Origin of the sequence: Pseudomonas sp. SORT22 (assembly GCF_018417635.1) — a bacterium.
Taxonomy (GTDB): domain Bacteria; phylum Pseudomonadota; class Gammaproteobacteria; order Pseudomonadales; family Pseudomonadaceae; genus Aquipseudomonas.
Genome location: NZ_CP071007.1, coordinates 3,335,697 through 3,351,317 on the forward strand (window position 1 = coordinate 3,335,697; position 15,621 = coordinate 3,351,317).

11 protein-coding genes and 1 pseudogene are annotated in these 15,621 nt (G+C 63.9%); 6 read left to right on the top strand and 6 right to left on the bottom strand.

Going from position 1 to position 15,621, the window contains the following annotated elements:
• Positions 1 to 120 precede the first annotated feature (120 nt).
• The 3 genes from JYG36_RS15200 to JYG36_RS15210 all read left to right on the top strand — a co-directional run bounded on the left by JYG36_RS15200 (position 121) and on the right by JYG36_RS15210 (position 6,545).
• Entirely contained in the window at positions 121 to 2,367 is a 2,247-nt protein-coding gene (locus tag JYG36_RS15200) for a FepA family TonB-dependent siderophore receptor (RefSeq protein ID WP_093383373.1), read from the top strand.
• 244 nt (positions 2,368 to 2,611) lie between these two features.
• The gene (locus JYG36_RS15205) at positions 2,612 to 3,226 is read left to right on the top strand and encodes a response regulator transcription factor (RefSeq protein ID WP_213601449.1); all 615 of its coding nucleotides are present in this window, start codon (positions 2,612 to 2,614) and stop codon (positions 3,224 to 3,226) included.
• 7 nt (positions 3,227 to 3,233) lie between these two features.
• Positions 3,234 to 6,545 carry a transporter substrate-binding domain-containing protein gene (locus tag JYG36_RS15210; RefSeq protein WP_213601451.1) on the top strand — a complete coding sequence of 1,104 codons (3,312 nt, stop codon included), beginning with the start codon at positions 3,234 to 3,236 and terminating at the stop codon, positions 6,543 to 6,545.
• Here the strand turns inward: JYG36_RS15210 and JYG36_RS26840 are convergent.
• From JYG36_RS26840 to gntR, 3 genes and pseudogenes are all read right to left on the bottom strand, one after another.
• A complete protein-coding gene (locus JYG36_RS26840; RefSeq protein ID WP_438363206.1) occupies positions 6,520 to 7,092 on the bottom strand; it encodes a methyl-accepting chemotaxis protein in 573 nt (190 codons plus the stop codon). The two genes, JYG36_RS15210 and JYG36_RS26840, sit on opposite strands and share 26 nt — an antisense overlap.
• 12 nt (positions 7,093 to 7,104) lie before the next feature.
• Positions 7,105 to 7,854: pseudogene (locus JYG36_RS26845) on the bottom strand (PAS domain-containing protein); the annotation flags it as partial.
• An 84-nt stretch (positions 7,855 to 7,938) separates the two neighbouring features.
• The gene (gene gntR, locus JYG36_RS15220) at positions 7,939 to 8,958 is read right to left on the bottom strand and encodes an HTH-type transcriptional regulator GntR (protein WP_213601453.1); all 1,020 of its coding nucleotides are present in this window, start codon (positions 8,956 to 8,958) and stop codon (positions 7,939 to 7,941) included.
• A gap of 206 nt (positions 8,959 to 9,164) precedes the next feature.
• On the opposite strand from gntR, the gene JYG36_RS15225 reads away from it, so the two are divergent.
• Both JYG36_RS15225 and JYG36_RS15230 read left to right on the top strand, forming a co-directional pair.
• A complete protein-coding gene (locus JYG36_RS15225) occupies positions 9,165 to 9,704 on the top strand; it encodes a gluconokinase (protein WP_093383393.1) in 540 nt (179 codons plus the stop codon).
• A gap of 99 nt (positions 9,705 to 9,803) precedes the next feature.
• Positions 9,804 to 11,156, top strand: coding sequence for a GntP family permease (locus JYG36_RS15230; RefSeq protein WP_045198708.1), 1,353 nt, complete (start codon positions 9,804 to 9,806; stop codon positions 11,154 to 11,156).
• Positions 11,157 to 11,218: 62 nt separating this feature from the next.
• On the opposite strand, the gene yiaY is transcribed toward JYG36_RS15230, so the two are convergent.
• From yiaY to JYG36_RS15245, 3 genes are all read right to left on the bottom strand, one after another.
• Positions 11,219 to 12,367 (bottom strand): L-threonine dehydrogenase, encoded by a 1,149-nt coding sequence (gene yiaY / locus JYG36_RS15235; protein ID WP_213601455.1) that lies wholly within the window; start codon positions 12,365 to 12,367, stop codon positions 11,219 to 11,221.
• Positions 12,368 to 12,438: 71 nt separating this feature from the next.
• Positions 12,439 to 14,001: a threonine ammonia-lyase, biosynthetic gene (ilvA, locus tag JYG36_RS15240; RefSeq protein WP_213601457.1), complete on the bottom strand. Its 1,563-nt coding sequence runs from the start codon at positions 13,999 to 14,001 to the stop codon at positions 12,439 to 12,441.
• A gap of 179 nt (positions 14,002 to 14,180) precedes the next feature.
• Positions 14,181 to 14,609, bottom strand: coding sequence for a PACE efflux transporter (locus JYG36_RS15245; protein ID WP_123566036.1), 429 nt, complete (start codon positions 14,607 to 14,609; stop codon positions 14,181 to 14,183).
• Between the two features lie 98 nt (positions 14,610 to 14,707).
• Between JYG36_RS15245 and JYG36_RS15250 the strand changes: the two genes are divergently transcribed.
• Entirely contained in the window at positions 14,708 to 15,592 is an 885-nt protein-coding gene (locus tag JYG36_RS15250) for a LysR substrate-binding domain-containing protein (RefSeq protein WP_213601459.1), read from the top strand.
• The last annotated feature ends 29 nt before the right edge of the window (positions 15,593 to 15,621 follow it).

Consider the following 15,621-nt stretch of genomic DNA (forward strand, 5'->3'; position numbering starts at 1 on the left):
TATTTTATTTTTCTCCTTAAGGGTTTACACGCGAATGGTAATTCTTATCATTCTCGACTTCCCGAACGGCCCGGCCCTTCCGTCCAGGCCGTTCACCCTTTGTTTCAGGAGAGATCTGACATGGTGTCGCGCTTCAACCTCAGCCGCTTGAGCATTGCCTTGCTGGCCACCCTGGGTTCCACGGCACTGGCCGCAGCGCCCCTGGAGCTGCAACCGGATGAAGTCCAGGTGCAGCCCACCGACCTGCCAGTGGACGGCAGCCGGCAGGCGATCGAGCTGGAGAACACCCGGGTGCTGGGCACCGCCGAAGAGGAGCTCAAGCAAGCGCCAGGCGTGTCGATCATCACCGCTGAAGACATCAAGAAGCGTCCGCCGGTCAACGATCTTTCCGACATCATCCGCCGCGAACCGGGGGTCAACCTCACCGGCAACAGCAGCAGCGGCGCGCGTGGCAACAACCGCCAGATCGACCTGCGCGGCATGGGCCCGGAAAACACCCTGATCCTCATCGATGGCAAGCCGTCGACCTCGCGCAACGCCGTGCGCTACGGCTGGAGCGGCGACCGCGACACCCGCGGCGAAACCAACTGGGTGCCGGCCGAAGAAGTCGAACGCATCGAGATCCTCCGCGGCCCGGCCGCCGCACGCTACGGCTCGGGTGCCATGGGTGGTGTGGTCAACATCATCACCAAGCGCCCGACCCAGGACCTGCGCGGCTCGATGACCCTCTACACCATGCTCCCCGAGGACGACTCCGAAGGCACCGGCAAGCGGGTCAACTTCAGCCTCAGCGGGCCGCTCACCGACAGCCTGATCTTTCGCGTTTACGGCAACCTGAACAAGACCGACGCCGACGACATGAAGATCAACTCGGCGCACCAGGCCTATGAAGAATCGCTGATGGCCGGCCGCGAAGGTGTGCGCAACAAGGACATCAACGGCCTGCTGAGCTGGAAGATCGACCCGGCCAACACCGTCGACCTGGAGTCCAGCTACAGCCGCCAGGGCAACATCTTTGCCGGCGACACCATGCTCAACGCCGGCGGCGAGTTCGTCGAGAGCCAGGTGGGCAAGGAAACCAACGTCATGCAGCGCTCAAGCTTTGCCCTGACCCACCGTGGCGACTACGACTGGGGCACCTCGACCGCCTCGCTGTCCTACGACCTGACCCGCAACGAGCGTCTCAACGAAGGCCTGGCCGGCTGGGGCGAAGGCGCGCCATCGGGCGGTGCCGGGCGCTTCGAGTCGCGCCTGCGCAACACCCGCGCCACCGGCGAGGTCAACCTGCCGCTGAGCATGGGCCTGGAGCAGGTGCTGACCCTGGGCGGCGAGTACCTCTACGAGTCGCTCAACGACCCGGGTTCGCTGCGCCCGCAAAGCTATGACCCGGGTGCCGAGCTACCGGGCTTTGACCGCACCCAGACCAAATCCACCGCGCGCAGCTTTGCCTTGTACGCCGAGGACAACATCGAAGTCGGTGAAAACACCATCGTCACCCCCGGCCTGCGCCTGGACCACCACGAAGACTACGGCGACAACTGGAGCCCGAGCCTGAACGCCTCGCACCAGATCACCGAGGCCCTGAGCATCAAGGGCGGCATCGCCCGCGCCTACAAGACCCCCAACCTGTACCAGGCCAACCCCAACTACCTGCTGTACAGCCGCGGTACGGGCTGCAACTCCGGTGAAGTCAACAACGGCGGCTGCTACCTGCTGGGCAACGCCAACCTCGACCCGGAAACCAGCGTCAACAAGGAACTGGGCCTGGCCTACGACAAAGGCACCTGGCGCACCAGCGCCACCTACTTCCGTAACGACTACAAGAACAAGATCGAAGCCGGCAACCAGACCTTGTTCCGCCTGCCCAACGGCCGGCGCATCCTGCGCTGGGAAAACACCGGCAAGGCCGTGGTGCAAGGGGTTGAGGGCAACCTGTTCGTCGAGCTGACTCCGGCGCTGGACTGGAACACCAACTTCACCTACATGATCGAGTCCAAGGACAAGAAAACCGGCGAGCCGCTGAGCATCATCCCCGAGTACACGGTCAACTCGACCCTGGACTGGAATGTCACCGACAAGCTGTCGTTCCAGCTCAACGGCACCTACTACGGCAAGCAGGAAGCGCCAACCTACAACGCCCGGGCCAATGAAACCCTGGACAAGAAGGTGCAGAAGGACGTCGACCCCTACGGCATTGTCGGCATCAGCAGCGGTTACGAGTTCACCAAGAACCTGAGCATGCGCGTGGGCGTCAACAACCTGTTCGACAAGCGCCTGTACCGCGAGGGCAACTCCGATGAAGCCGGGGCACTGACCTATAACGAAGCGGGCCGGGCGTACTTCGCCTCGTTTACCACGTCGTTCTGATGGAGTGAGTGGGGGGTGGAAGCTGGCCTCGCAGGTCTCAGGCCGAGTCATTCACCCCGACAAGCCACAACTCAAGTGCGTAGGAATTTTCGACAATTCCTACCACTATTTTCAACGCCTCTATACTTCCCATACTCTTGCAACCTGATTCGACGTATCGTTGGCGGCTCGCCGGCTCCGGCCCGACTCGTCTTCCTGAATGATTCAGGAAACGGCTTACCCTTTTCGTCAAGGAGTTGTGCCAATGCCTTCGGTACTCATCGTCGATGATCACCCCACGATTCGTCTTGCGGTGCGTATGCTGCTCGAGCGTGACCGCTACGAAATAGTCGGTGAAACCGGTGACGGCGTGGCCGCCGTGCAGATGGCCCGCGAACTGCGCCCCGATGTGGTCATCCTTGATATCGGCCTGCCCGGGCTCGATGGCCTGAGCGTGATCAAGCGCCTGCACCTGCTGGAAAAAACCCCGAAAATCATGGTCCTCACCGGGCAACCGGCCAGTTTGTTCGCCCGTCGCTGCCTGGATGCCGGCAGCTCCGCCTTCGTGCACAAGGACGAGGACCTGGAGGCGCTGGTATTCGCCTTGAAAGCCATGGTCAAAGGCTACTCGACCTTCCCCGACATGTCGGCCAACCGTGGCCCGCTGGGTTCTGAAGAAGAACGCCTGGGCAGCCTGTCGCACCGCGAGATGGAAGTGCTGCGCATGCTCGCGGCCGGGCTGTCGAACAACGAGATCGGCGAACGCATGCTGCTGAGCCCGAAAACCATCAGCACCTACAAAAGCCGGATCATGGAGAAACTTCAGGTAGGATCTTTCGTCGAGTTAATGGCTCTGGCCACTCGTAACCAGGTGATCTGAGCCCGTCATGAACATCCGCCCTGCTCTGCTGGCCCTGGTGCTGGGCTGCCTGCCGCTGTTGCTGCTCGACAGCAGCCTGGCCGATGAGCCCGGCGAGCCACGTACATTACTGGCGCGTTCGGTGGTCGGCGGCGAAGGCGTCGCCCTGTCAGCAGATGACCGGCGCTGGCTGAAGGAAAAAGCCGTGCTGCGCCTGGGAACCTCGCGCCCGGACTACCCGCCTTTTGATATCAACGTCAGCCAGAACGAATACGAAGGCCTGACCGCCGACTACGCCGGGCTGATCAGCGAGCTGCTGGGCATCCGGGTAGAGGTTCGCCGCTACAACAGCCGTCAACAGGCAATCACTGCCCTGCACACCGGGGCCATCGACCTGCTCGGCAGTTCCAATGGCTTTGAAGCCGCCGATGCGCAACTGGTGCTCAGCCAACCCTATGCCGACGACCTGCCGGTGATCGTCACGCCCCAGGGCAAAACCCGCGCCGTCGATGACGAGCTGGACGGGCTGCGCCTGGCCATGGTCGATCACTACCTGCCGGATGAAGAAGTCCAGCACCTGTTTCCCAAAGCCCACCTGCAGCTGTACTCCTCGACCATGGCCGGCTTGTCGGCAGTGTCGCTGGGACAGGCCGACGCCTTTGTTGGCGATGCCATCAGCAGTGACTACCTGATCGGCAAGAGCTTTCAGGAAAGTGTGCAGATCTCGCACTTCGTCAGGCACGAGCGCGAAACCTTCGCCTTTGCCCTGGCTCGTGGCAACGACCGATTGCTGCGCTTGCTCAACCAGTCACTGGCGGTCACCAGCGAAACCGAGCGGCTGAACATCCTGCGCCGCTGGAGCAGCGGCAGTACCAGCATGCTGCTGGATCGCGATGTGCTGGTATTGACCGCCGAGGAGCGCCGCTGGATCGCACAGCACCCGATTGTGCGAGTGCTGGTCAACAAGTACTTTGCACCCTTGAACTTCTACGATGACCAGCAGCAGGTCCGTGGCATTACCGCCGATGTGCTGGAGCAGATCAGCCTGCGCACGGGGCTGAAATTCGAGTTCGTCGAAGCCGATGCCGGCGCCGCCGCGATCACGTTGTTGCAACAGGGCAAAGCCGACCTGGCCGGGACCCTGGTCTATAGCCCCGACCGCGCCAGGCAGGTCAACTTCACCCGGCCCTATCTGGTCGATCCCTGGGTGCTGGTCAGCCGGGTTGACAGCGACGACGGGCAAACGCCGGAGCAGTTGCAGGGTAAACGCCTGGCGGTGATCCGCGATTCACCCTTGAAGCCCCAACTACGGGAGCGCTACCCGTCGCTGACGCTGATCGAGGTCGATAACCCGCTCGCATTGATGGAGGCGCTGGCGCAAAAGCGCGTCGATCTGGTGCTGAGCTCGCGTATCAACGCCGCCTACTTCATCAGCCGGCTGTTCAAGGATCGCCTGCGCATCGCCTCACTGTACGGCGATCAACCGATTACCTCCTCGTTTGCCACGGCTTTGCCGGCCACCGAACTCCACGCCATCATCGACAAAGCCCTGCTCAGCATCCCGCCCGACGAACTGGCGAAGCTGACCAACCGCTGGCGCACCAACGCCTTGATCAGCGACAGCCCCTGGTACAACTACCGCTCGCTGATCGTACAGATCCTCATCGTCGCCAGCCTGCTGATCGCCTGCGTGGTGTTCTGGAACCGCTACCTGCGCAGCCTTATCCGCCAGCGCAGCGAAGCCCAGCAGGCATTGCAGCATGAGCTGGGCTTCAGCAAACGCCTGCTCGAAGAGCTGCGCCTGGCCAAGGACCAGGCCGACGATGCCAGCCGCGCCAAAAGCACCTTTCTGGCGACCATGAGCCATGAAATCCGCACGCCGATGAACGCGGTGATCGGCCTGCTCGAGCTTGCGGTCAAGGACGCCGAACAGGGCCGCGCCGACCGTGCGTCGCTGCAGGTCGCCTTCGACTCGGCCAACGGCCTGCTGGCGCTGATCGGCGACATTCTCGACATCGCCCGCATCGAGTCCGGGCACATGCAACTGAACGCCGAAGCGACCGACCTGACTGCCCTGGTCGCCGCCACCGTGCGCGTGTTCGAGGGCAATGCGCGGCTCAAGGGCCTGGCCTTGGTCACCGACCTGCAGACCCTCGACGAAGGCCTCATGGTCGACCCGCTGCGGCTCAAGCAAGTGCTGTCGAACCTGCTGGGCAATGCCCTGAAGTTCACCGAGCAGGGCCAGGTGCAAGTCACCCTGCGCTACGGCCCGGCGCAACCCGGGCAACTGCGTCGGGTGCTGCTGAGCGTGCAAGACAGCGGCATCGGCATCAGCGCTGCAGACCAGGCGCACTTGTTCCACAACTTCGCCCAGGTGGGCGAGCAACCCGCGCGCCAGGGCACCGGCCTGGGCCTGGTGATCAGCCGCACCCTGTGCGAGCTGATGGGCGGCCGCCTGAGCCTGAGCAGCAGCCCGGGCCGCGGCACCCGCGTCGATATCGAATTGCAACTGGCGCTGGCGACGGTGGTGCACGCCCCGGTGGCGCCGATCGAGCAAGCGCCAGCCACGCAGGCCTTGAACATCCTGGTGGTGGACGACTACCCGGCCAACCTGATGCTGCTTGAGCGCCAGTTGAGCGTGCTCGGCCATCAGGTCAGCCAGGCCGGCGATGGCCAGGCGGCGCTGGGGTTGTGGCTGCAGGGGCAGTTCGAGGTAGTCATCACTGATTGCCATATGCCCGGCATGGACGGCCATCAACTGGCACGGCGTCTGCGCAATGAGGAGCAGCAACAGCAACGCCAGCCCTGCCTGATCCTCGGCCTGACCGCCAACGCCCAGGCCGAAGAGCGCGAGCGTTGCCTGGCCAGCGGCATGAACGATTGCCTGTTCAAGCCGATCGGTCTCAATGAACTGCGCCGTCACCTGACCGGCATCGACAGCCCGGCTGCGCCGGTAGTGGCAAGCGATAACCTTGAAGCACATGCCAGCGGCTTCGAGGTCGACAACCTCAGGTACCTGACCCTGGGCGACCCGCAACTGGTCGAACGCCTGCTACGGGAACTGGCCCAGAGCAACGGCGACGACCTCAAGGCCCTGCGCGCCCTCGGCCCGACGCCCAGCCGCGATGCCTTGCGCAGCCTGGCTCACCGGATCAAGGGCGGCGCCAAGATGCTCAAGGCGCGGGGCGTGGTGCAGCGCTGCGAAGCGCTTGAGCAAGCCTGTGTCGGCGACGCCGGTATCGAGCACCTGCAGGCCCTGGCCAGGGCCCTGGAACTGAGCCTGCAGACCCTCGAGACCGAGCTCAATCAGCGCGTCAGTGCAACTGCAAGGTCGAGTTGATCTGGCTGATCGCATCGACCACATGCTGCGAGCCCTGCTGAATTTCCAGAATCACCTCACCGGCTTCGTTGGCCAGCTCCACGCCAAGGCCCGTGCGGCTCAGGCTCGACTGCATGCTGGCCACGGCAGTCAACGACAGGTCGTGGTTCTGGCGCACCACTTCGACGATCTCCAGGGTCGCCTTGCTGGTGCGCGCCGCCAGGTTACGCACCTCATCGGCGACCACCGCAAAACCGCGTCCGTGCTCGCCAGCGCGCGCCGCTTCAATGGCCGCGTTGAGGGCCAGCAGGTTGGTCTGGTCGGCGATGCTGCGGATGGTCTGGACGATCTGCCCGATCAGTTCCGACTGTTTGCTCACGGCATCGATACTGCGCGCGGCGGCGTTGAGGTCCTGGGAGATTTCCTCGATCACCTGCACGGTTTGCTGCACCACCTGCGAGCCTTTGCGCGCGCAGGCGTCGTTCTGCACCGAAGTGGCATGGGCCGACTCGGCGGCGGTCTGCTGGGTGCTGACCTGGCGGGTGATGTCGCTGGCGAACTTGACCACCTTGTACAGGCGCCCGCGGGTGTCGAAGATCGGGTTGTAGGAGGCTTCGAGGTAAACCATCTGCCCGAGCTTGTTGACCCGCTCGAATCGGTGGGAATGGTACTCGCCACGGTTGAGCGAGGCCCAGAAGGCTTTGTAGGCCGCCGACTCGCTTTCGCTTTTGTGGCAGAACAGGCTGTGGTGCTTGCCCACCACCTCGTCGAGGCGGTAGTGCATGGTATTGAGGAAGTTCTGGTTGGCGTCGATGACCTTGCCATCCGGGGTGAACTCGATCATTGCCATCGAGCGGCTGATGGCGTTGATCAGGCTCTCGGTCTCGTGCTCGTGCTGCACCCGCTGAGTGATATCGGAAGCGACCTTGATGACGCTGGTGACCTGCTGCTGGGCGCCAAGCACCGGCATGTAGCTGGCTTCGAGCCAGACTTCGCGGCCGCGCTTGTCGATCCGGGCGAAGGTGCCGCTGCGCGGCTCGCCACGGTTCAGGTCACGCCACAGCTGGCGGTATTCCTCGCTTTTGCCGAAGGCTTCGTCGCAGAACAGGCGGTGATGCTTGCCACGGATCTCTTCGACGCCGTAGCCCATGGTCTTGCAGAAGTTTTCGTTGGCGTCGAGGATGATCCCGTCGGGGCTGAACTCGATCATCGCCATCGAGCGGCTGACCGCCGCCAACTTGGCAGTCATCTGGCCCAGGGCCTGGGTGCAACGCTCGATTTCAGCCAGATCGGACTTACGATGCAAATCAAACATTTTGTAACACTCCATGCTCGGGATTTGCTGAGCATAGATGGCGATTGGCACCGTGCAAGCACTCTGACATCACCTTGCAGCGCCCGCCGACTGGCGGTTTCAGCTGCTTTCGCGAACCATCAGTTCGAAGCCCAGATCCTGGCACTGCAACTGACTGCGCTTGCCATCAAGCAGGCCCAACAGCGCCTGCGCGGCGCAACGGCCAATGGCCGCGCGCGGGGTGCGGATCGAGGTCAGGCGCGGAACCATGTGCGCCGAAGCCGGCAGGTCGTTGAAACCGACCATGGCCACCTGCTGCGGCACCTTGATGCCCTGGCGCAAGGCTTCAAGAATCGCCCCCTGGGCCAGGTCGTCGTTGCAGAAGAAAATGCCATCGACATCGGCATGGCGCTGCAGCAGCTGGGCAAACAGCTCGCCGCCCAGGCCGATCGATGAAGGTTGTGGTGCCAGCAGCTCGCGGCCGTGGGCATCCAGGCCGGCTTCGGCCAGGGCCAGGCGAAAGCCTTCGGCGCGCTGCATCACCCGTGGGTCAAGTTGCGCGGCAATAAAGCCCGGGCGCTTGCAACCGCGCTCGAGCAGATGGCGCGCCGCCGCCCTTCCCGCTTCCTGTTGGGAAAACCCTACCGACATGGCCTGGCCTTCGCCGCCCAGCTCCATCATGTGTACGCACGGCACGCCGCTGGCGGCGAGCATCTGCTTGGCGGCGTCGCTGCGGTCAAAACCGGTGAGCAGGATGCCGCGCGGCTGATAAGCCAGGTAGTTGCGGATCAGGTTTTCTTCTTCGGCGATATCGTAGTGATAGTTGCCGATCAGCACTTCAAGACCGCGAGGGCGCATAACATCGTGAATGGCTTCGAGGGTGTCGATGAACAGGTGGTTGGACAGCGACGGGATCAACACCACAATCGACTGGCTCTGCTTGGAGGCCAGTGCCCGCGCAGCCGGGTTGGCCACATAGCCGAGGCTGGCGGCGGCGACCTGGACCTTTTCCACAAGCGCGGGGGCAACCGTGCTGACCCCGCGCAGTGCCCGCGAAGCGGTGATCGGGGAAACCCCGGAAAGCCTGGCAACTTCCGCCAGGGTGGGACGACCGGTAGTACGAGAGCCAATGCGGGTCATGAGGGGTTTTATTTTCGACTTGCAAAGAATGGGGAACGGGCACTAAGGTAGCGCTGTCTCAGACCACAGGCAATGCAAAACTGCATGAGGCCAGGAATGAGCATCCAGACTGCTTTTACAAAATCAATAACATCTGGGTGGGAAGCGCCCGAGACGTTAGCCGTCTCGCTTCAAGATAGCGCTATCTTGCCCTGCAGGAGGTACCGATGAACCCACCCCTCTCCGCGATTGTGGTCATGGGCGTCGCTGGCTGTGGCAAGAGCTACGTCGGTGCCGCCATTGCAGGCCTGAGCGGCGGTCGCCTGATCGAAGGCGACGACTTCCACCCCGCTGCCAATATCCAGAAAATGAGTGCCGGCATCCCCCTGGACGACGACGACCGTGCCGGTTGGCTGATTCGCCTGGGCGAGGAACTGCAAGCGTGCCTGAAGGCCGGCGAGCGTCCGATCCTCACCTGCTCGGCGCTGAAGAAGCGCTACCGCGATGCCCTGCGCCATGCCGTGCCGGACCTGGGCTTCGTGTTTCTCGATCTCACCCCCGCTGAAGCCAGCCGCCGCGTGCTCGCCCGCCCCGGCCACTTCATGCCCGCCAGCCTGATCGACAGCCAGTTCGCCGCCCTCGAACGGCCCAACAGCGAGCCGCTGACCCTGGCGCTGGACGCCACCCTGGCGGTGGACAAGCTGGCCATCGAGGTAGACCAGTGGCTAAAGCCCTGCGGTGAACCGCTGCTGGCGCGAACGGCCTGACCCTGGCTGTTTTTTCGGCTCACCAAAGATAGCGCTGTCTCGACCCGTAAACGCTGTAATAGTTCCGCCCACAACAATGACAATACGAGGCACTGAACCATGTTTGGTTTGGCAACTGATACCTACCTGCTGCTCGATGCGGTGGTCACCATCATCGGCCTGGTGCTGCTGATCACTCACTTCAAGGTCCACCCCTTTGTCGCCCTGACCCTGGCGGCCGGTTTTCTCGGCCTGACCTCGGGCATGCCGGTGGCCAAGGTGATGAAATCATTCCAGGACGGCTTCGGTGGCGTGCTGGGTTTTGTCGGCATCGTCCTGGCCCTGGGCACCATGCTCGGCAAGCTGATGGCCGACTCCGGCGGCGCCGACCAGATCGCCCAGACACTGATCCGCGCCTTCGGTAAACAGAAGGTGCACTGGGCGATGATGTTCGCCGCTTTCCTGGTGGGCATTCCGCTGTTCTTCGAGATCGGCTTCGTGCTGTTGATCCCGCTGGTGTTCATCGTCGCCCGGCGCTCCGGGGTGTCGTTGATCAAGATCGGCATTCCGCTGCTGGCCGGCTTGTCGGTGGTCCACGGCCTGGTGCCGCCGCACCCGGGGCCGCTGCTGGCGATCGGCATTTTCAACGCCGACATCGGCAAAACCATTTTCTACGGGCTGATCGTCGCCCTGCCCACGGCGATCATTGCCGGTCCCCTGTACGGCAACTTCATCTCCAAATACATCCCGGGCAACCCCAACAAGGAGCTGATGGAGCAGATCGCCCGCGAGTCCGACCAGCAGAACCTGCCCAGCTTCAGCATCACCCTGATCACCGTGCTGCTGCCGGTGTTCCTGATGCTGCTGAAAACCTTCGCCGACGTGGTGCTACCGGCCGAGCACATCGTGCGCCAATGGATGGACCTGATCGGCCACCCGATCAGCGCCCTGCTTGCCGCCTTGCTGCTGGCGTTCTACACCTTTGGCGCGGCGCGCGGGTTCTCCCGCCAGCAGATCATGAAGCTGCTTGACCAGAGCCTGGCGCCGACGGCGGCGATCATCCTGATCGTCGGTGCCGGCGGTGGCTTCAAGCAGATGCTGGTCGATACCGGGGTGGGTAATGTGATCGGGCAGATGGCCGTGCAGGCACAGATTTCGCCGATCATGCTGGCCTGGCTGGTGGCGGCGGTGATTCGTATCGCCACCGGTTCCGCGACGGTGGCGACCATTACCGGCGCGGGCATCGTTGCGCCAGTGATCGGCATGATGCCGGGGGTCAACCGTGAACTGCTGGTATTGGCGACCGGCGCCGGCTCGTTGATTTTGTCGCACGTCAACGATGCCGGCTTCTGGCTGGTGAAACAGTACTTCAACATGACCGTGGCCGAGACCTTCAAGACCTGGAGCATGATGGAGACCATCCTCTCGGTGGTCGGCATCATCTTTATCATGCTGCTGTCGTTGGTGGTTTGAGGGCCTCATCGCGGGGCAAGCCCGCTCCTGCACTGTAGGAGCGGGCTTGCCCCGCGAGGCTGTTAAAAGGCTGCTTTAAAGATCGCCTCGATCTCCGTCTGACTGGCCACCCGCGGGTTGGTCAGACCGCAGGCATCCTTCAGGGCATTGGCCGCCAGGGTCGGAATATCGGCCTCCTTGGCCCCCAGCACCGCCAGCCCCGGCGCAATATCAATGGCCCGCGACAGCTGCTCGATCGCCGCCAGGGCGGCATCGCTGCCCTGCTCGGCACTCATGGCGCTGACATCCACGCCCATGGCCTTGGCCACATCGCGCAGGCGCGCGGCGCTGACGCTGGCGTTGAAGCGCTGCACATGGGGCAGCAGCACCGCGTTGCACACGCCATGGGGCAAGTCATAAAAACCGCCGAGCTGGTGGGCCATGGCATGCACGTAACCCAGCGAGGCGTTGTTGAACGCCATGCCGGCGAGGAACTGGGCGTAGGCCATGTTTTCCCGGGCCTTGAGGTCGCTGCCGTCGGCCACGGCCTGGCGCAGGTTGTCGCTGATCAGCTCGATGGCCTTGATCGCGCAGGCGTCGGTGATCGGCGTGGCGGCAGTGGAAACGTAGGCCTCGATGGCGTGGGTCAGGGCATCCATGCCGGTGGCCGCGGTCAAGCCCTTGGGCATGCCGACCATCAGCGCCGGGTCGTTGACCGACAGCAGCGGCGTGACGTTGCGGTCGACAATGGCCATTTTCACGTGGCGCGCTTCGTCGGTGATGATGCAGAAGCGGGTCATCTCACTGGCGGTGCCGGCGGTGGTGTTGATGGCAATCAGCGGCAGTTGCGGCTTGGCCGACTGGTCCACCCCTTCGTAATCACGGATATGCCCGCCGTTGGTGGCGCACAGGGCAATGCCCTTGGCGCAGTCATGGGGCGAGCCGCCGCCCAGGGAAATCACGCAGTCGCAACGCTCGCGCTGCAACAGCGCCAGGCCCTGCTCGACGTTGGCAATGCTCGGGTTGGGCTTGGCGCCATCGAAGATCGCCGAGTCGATGTCGCGCATCGCCAGCATTTCGGCAATGCGCTCGGCGATCCCGGCCTTGGCCAGGCCCGCGTCGGTGACGATCAGGGCCTTGCGCAGGCCGTATCCGGCAATGGCAGCCATCGCCTCTTCGAGGCAATCGATGCCCATGATGTTGACGGCGGGGATGAAAAACGTGCTGCTCATGGCGAAATCCTCATGCAATGTTCCTTTGCCATGAGGATCCGCCTGTCTGCCCTGCCCCGTGTTGATCTGAGTCAGCCGAGGAACAGCCGGTAGGCCGGGTTGTCGCTTTCGTCCCAGTAGCGGTAGCCCATGGCGTCCAGCGCTGCGGGCAGGCCGGCCTGTTCGTCCTGCGGCACTTCCAGGGCGGCAAACACCCGCGCTTCGGCGGCGCCGTGGTTGCGGTAGTGGAACAGGCTGATGTTCCAGCGCTTGCCCAGGCACTCGAGAAAGCCCAGCAAGGCCCCCGGACGCTCGGGGAATTCAAAGCGCAGCACGCGCTCGTCCGCCCCAGGCCCGGCATGCCCGCCCACGGTGTGGCGCACGTGGGCCTTGGCCAGTTCGTTGTCGGTCAGGTCGAGCACGCTGTAGCCCTGTTCGCGCAGGCTGGCCAGCAACTGGTCGCGCGGGTCGGTCTGCGGATGGGTCTGCACGCCAACGAACAGCCGCGCCTCCTTGCCGGGGTAGTAGCGGTAGTTGAACTCGGTGATCTGGCGCTTGCCCAGGGCCTGGCAAAAGGCGCGGAAACTGCCCGGCTGCTCGGGGATGGTTACGGCGATGATCGCTTCGCGCTGCTCGCCCAGTTCGGCGCGCTCGGCAACATGGCGCAGGCGGTCGAAATTGACGTTGGCACCGGAGTCGATCGCCACCAGGGTCTGACCCTGGGCGCCTTCGCGGGCCACGTACTTCTTGATCCCGGCCACGGCCAAAGCGCCGGAAGGTTCGGTGATCGAGCGGGTGTCGTCGTAGATGTCCTTGATCGCCGCGCACAGCTCGTCGCTGCTGACGGTGATGACCTCATCGACATAGTGGCGGCACAACTCGAAGCAATGGGCGCCGATCTGCGCCACCGCCACGCCTTCGGCAAAGCTGCCGACCTGGGCCAGCACCACCCGCTCGCCGGCGGCCATGGCCGCTTGCAGGCAGTTCGAGTCCTGCGGCTCGACGCCGATCACCTTGACCTCGGGGCGCAGGTACTTGACGTAGGCGGCGATGCCGGCGATCAGGCCGCCGCCACCGACCGGAACGAAGATCGCATCCAGCGCGCCGGGTTGCTGACGGAGGATCTCCATGGCCACCGTGCCTTGACCGGCGATCACGTCGGGGTCGTCGAACGGCGGCACGAAGGTCGCGCCTTCGCTATCGGCCAATTTCAGCGCATGGGCCAGGGCGTGGGGGAAGCTTTCGCCGTGCAGCACCACCTGGCCGCCGCGCGAACGCACGCCTTCGACCTTGAGCTCCGGGGTGGTGGTCGGCATCACGATAGTGGCGCGCATGCCCAGTTCGCGGGCGGCCAAGGCCACGCCCTGGGCGTGGTTGCCGGCGGACGCGGTGATCACCCCGCGCTGGCGCTGGGCCGGGCTCAGGCGGCTGAGACGGGTGTAGGCGCCGCGGATCTTGAAGGAAAAGGTCGGCTGCAGGTCTTCGCGCTTGAGCAACACCTGGTTGCCAAGGCTGCGCGACAGCGCCGGCGCCGCTTGCAGGGGCGTTTCGATCGCCAGGTCGTACACCGGCGCCGCAAGAATGCGCCGCACGTAGTCAGACAGCAGGTTCAGCGGCGCGGCAGGTGTGCGGGGGCTAACGGCAAGGCTGGTCATCGGTGACTCCTGGTTTTTTTAAAGTGCCCAGGAGAGAGAGAGAGAACCCGCCTCCAGGGCGGGTTCGGTGCAAGTGCCAGCTAGCCCGCCAAAACGATAATGGCGGTAATAATGCTGTGCTGAGGCGACTGCAGGAATGTGTTCATGCCAGCGAAACTAGCGCAGCCGCCCAGGCAAAGTCAAGCAGGCTCGCGGGCAGAATCGGGCACATCGAACACCCGGTCGAAGGCCCACTGGAACACGAAGGCATAGACAAAGAAGAATGCGAACAGCGCAAGGTTGGTCAGCAGCGCCTGCCACAGGCTGATCTGCAGCCAGCCGGCGACCACCGGCAAGAGGATCAGCACCAGCCCGCCTTCAAAGCCCAGGGCGTGGAGAAACCGCCGCCACAGGGTGCGCTGGCGCTGGGCCTGGCGGGCTTCCCAATGCTCGAACGCCCAGTTGTAGAACATGTTCCAGGCCAGGGCCAGCGCCGACAGAATCAGCGACAGCACCGTGGAGTGGGCCATGCCGGCATCGAAGGCCCAGGACAGCGCCGGCGCCACGCACAGCACGGCGATGGTTTCGTAGAGAATGGCCTGGACGACCTTGCGCGACTTGCCTTGCATATCTGCCTCCCTGAACGTCAATGAAGCCCCACCCTAGCGGCGTTGAGGCGATGCTTCAATTGAGCTAAATTGAGCCTCCCTCAATTGGCTTGAGCACCGTGTTCGGCAAACTGCCCCTGACTGCCCTGCGCACCTTCGAATCGGCGGCCCGCCTGGGCGGCTTCAAGGCTGCCAGCGACGAACTGGCAGTCACGCCTGCGGCGGTTTCGCACCAGATCAAACGCCTGGAATCGCAGCTGGGCCTGCTGCTGTTCGAGCGCAGCCGCCAGGGTGTCAGGCTCAGCGACGCCGGCGAGCGCCTGTACCTGCAGGTGCACCAGGGCCTGGCCAACCTGCAGCAAAGTCTTGACGACCTGCAACCGCCCTGTGATCGCCAGCAACTGACCCTGACCACCACCGCGGCCTTCGCCAGTGCATGGCTGATCCCGCGGCTGGGCGATTTCCATCGCCGCCATGCCGACATCCAGGTGCGGGTGCTGACCGGCAACGAGGTGGTCGACCTGCAGCGCGAGCACCGTTTCGACCTGGCCTTGCGTGCCGAATTCAATCCTGATCCGGCGTTGCAGCGGTTGCCATTGCTGGCCGAGCATTTCTCGGTATACACCCCGCCCGGTTGGCAGCCGCCGCCTGCCAATCTGCCGCTGTCGATGCTTGAAGTGCCGTGGACTTCGGTCAGTGGCGTAGTCATCGACTGGGCCCGCTGGTGCGCCCTGGCCGGGTGTGAAGACTGGCTGCAACGGGCGCGTTTTCATCACTATGACGATGAGCACCATGCCCTGCAGGCAGCCGCTGCCGGCTATGGGCTGGTGCTGGCCAGCAACGTGCTGGTGGCCGACAGTGTGCGCCAGGGTGTGCTGCAGCCGTGGCACCCTGAGGTGCGCTTGCCGGCCGCGCAGTACAGCGCCGTGTGGTTGCCGGGGCGCGAGCGCGAACCTGCGCTGCGGGCGTTTCTCGACTGGCTGGCACTCTCCCTGGGGCCTTGAGCAATCGCTGACCCGCCCATTGGACAACC

Coding starts and splice junctions, on each gene's coding strand:
- JYG36_RS15230 (WP_045198708.1), top strand. CDS start 9,804: ATGTTTGGTTTGGCAACTGATACCTACCTGCTGCTCGATGCGGTGGTC.
- JYG36_RS15210 (WP_213601451.1), top strand. CDS start 3,234: ATGAACATCCGCCCTGCTCTGCTGGCCCTGGTGCTGGGCTGCCTGCCG.
- JYG36_RS15245 (WP_123566036.1), bottom strand. CDS start 14,609: ATGCAAGGCAAGTCGCGCAAGGTCGTCCAGGCCATTCTCTACGAAACC.
- JYG36_RS15200 (WP_093383373.1), top strand. CDS start 121: ATGGTGTCGCGCTTCAACCTCAGCCGCTTGAGCATTGCCTTGCTGGCC.
- JYG36_RS15225 (WP_093383393.1), top strand. CDS start 9,165: ATGAACCCACCCCTCTCCGCGATTGTGGTCATGGGCGTCGCTGGCTGT.
- yiaY (WP_213601455.1), bottom strand. CDS start 12,367: ATGAGCAGCACGTTTTTCATCCCCGCCGTCAACATCATGGGCATCGAT.
- JYG36_RS15205 (WP_213601449.1), top strand. CDS start 2,612: ATGCCTTCGGTACTCATCGTCGATGATCACCCCACGATTCGTCTTGCG.
- gntR (WP_213601453.1), bottom strand. CDS start 8,958: ATGACCCGCATTGGCTCTCGTACTACCGGTCGTCCCACCCTGGCGGAA.
- ilvA (WP_213601457.1), bottom strand. CDS start 14,001: ATGACCAGCCTTGCCGTTAGCCCCCGCACACCTGCCGCGCCGCTGAAC.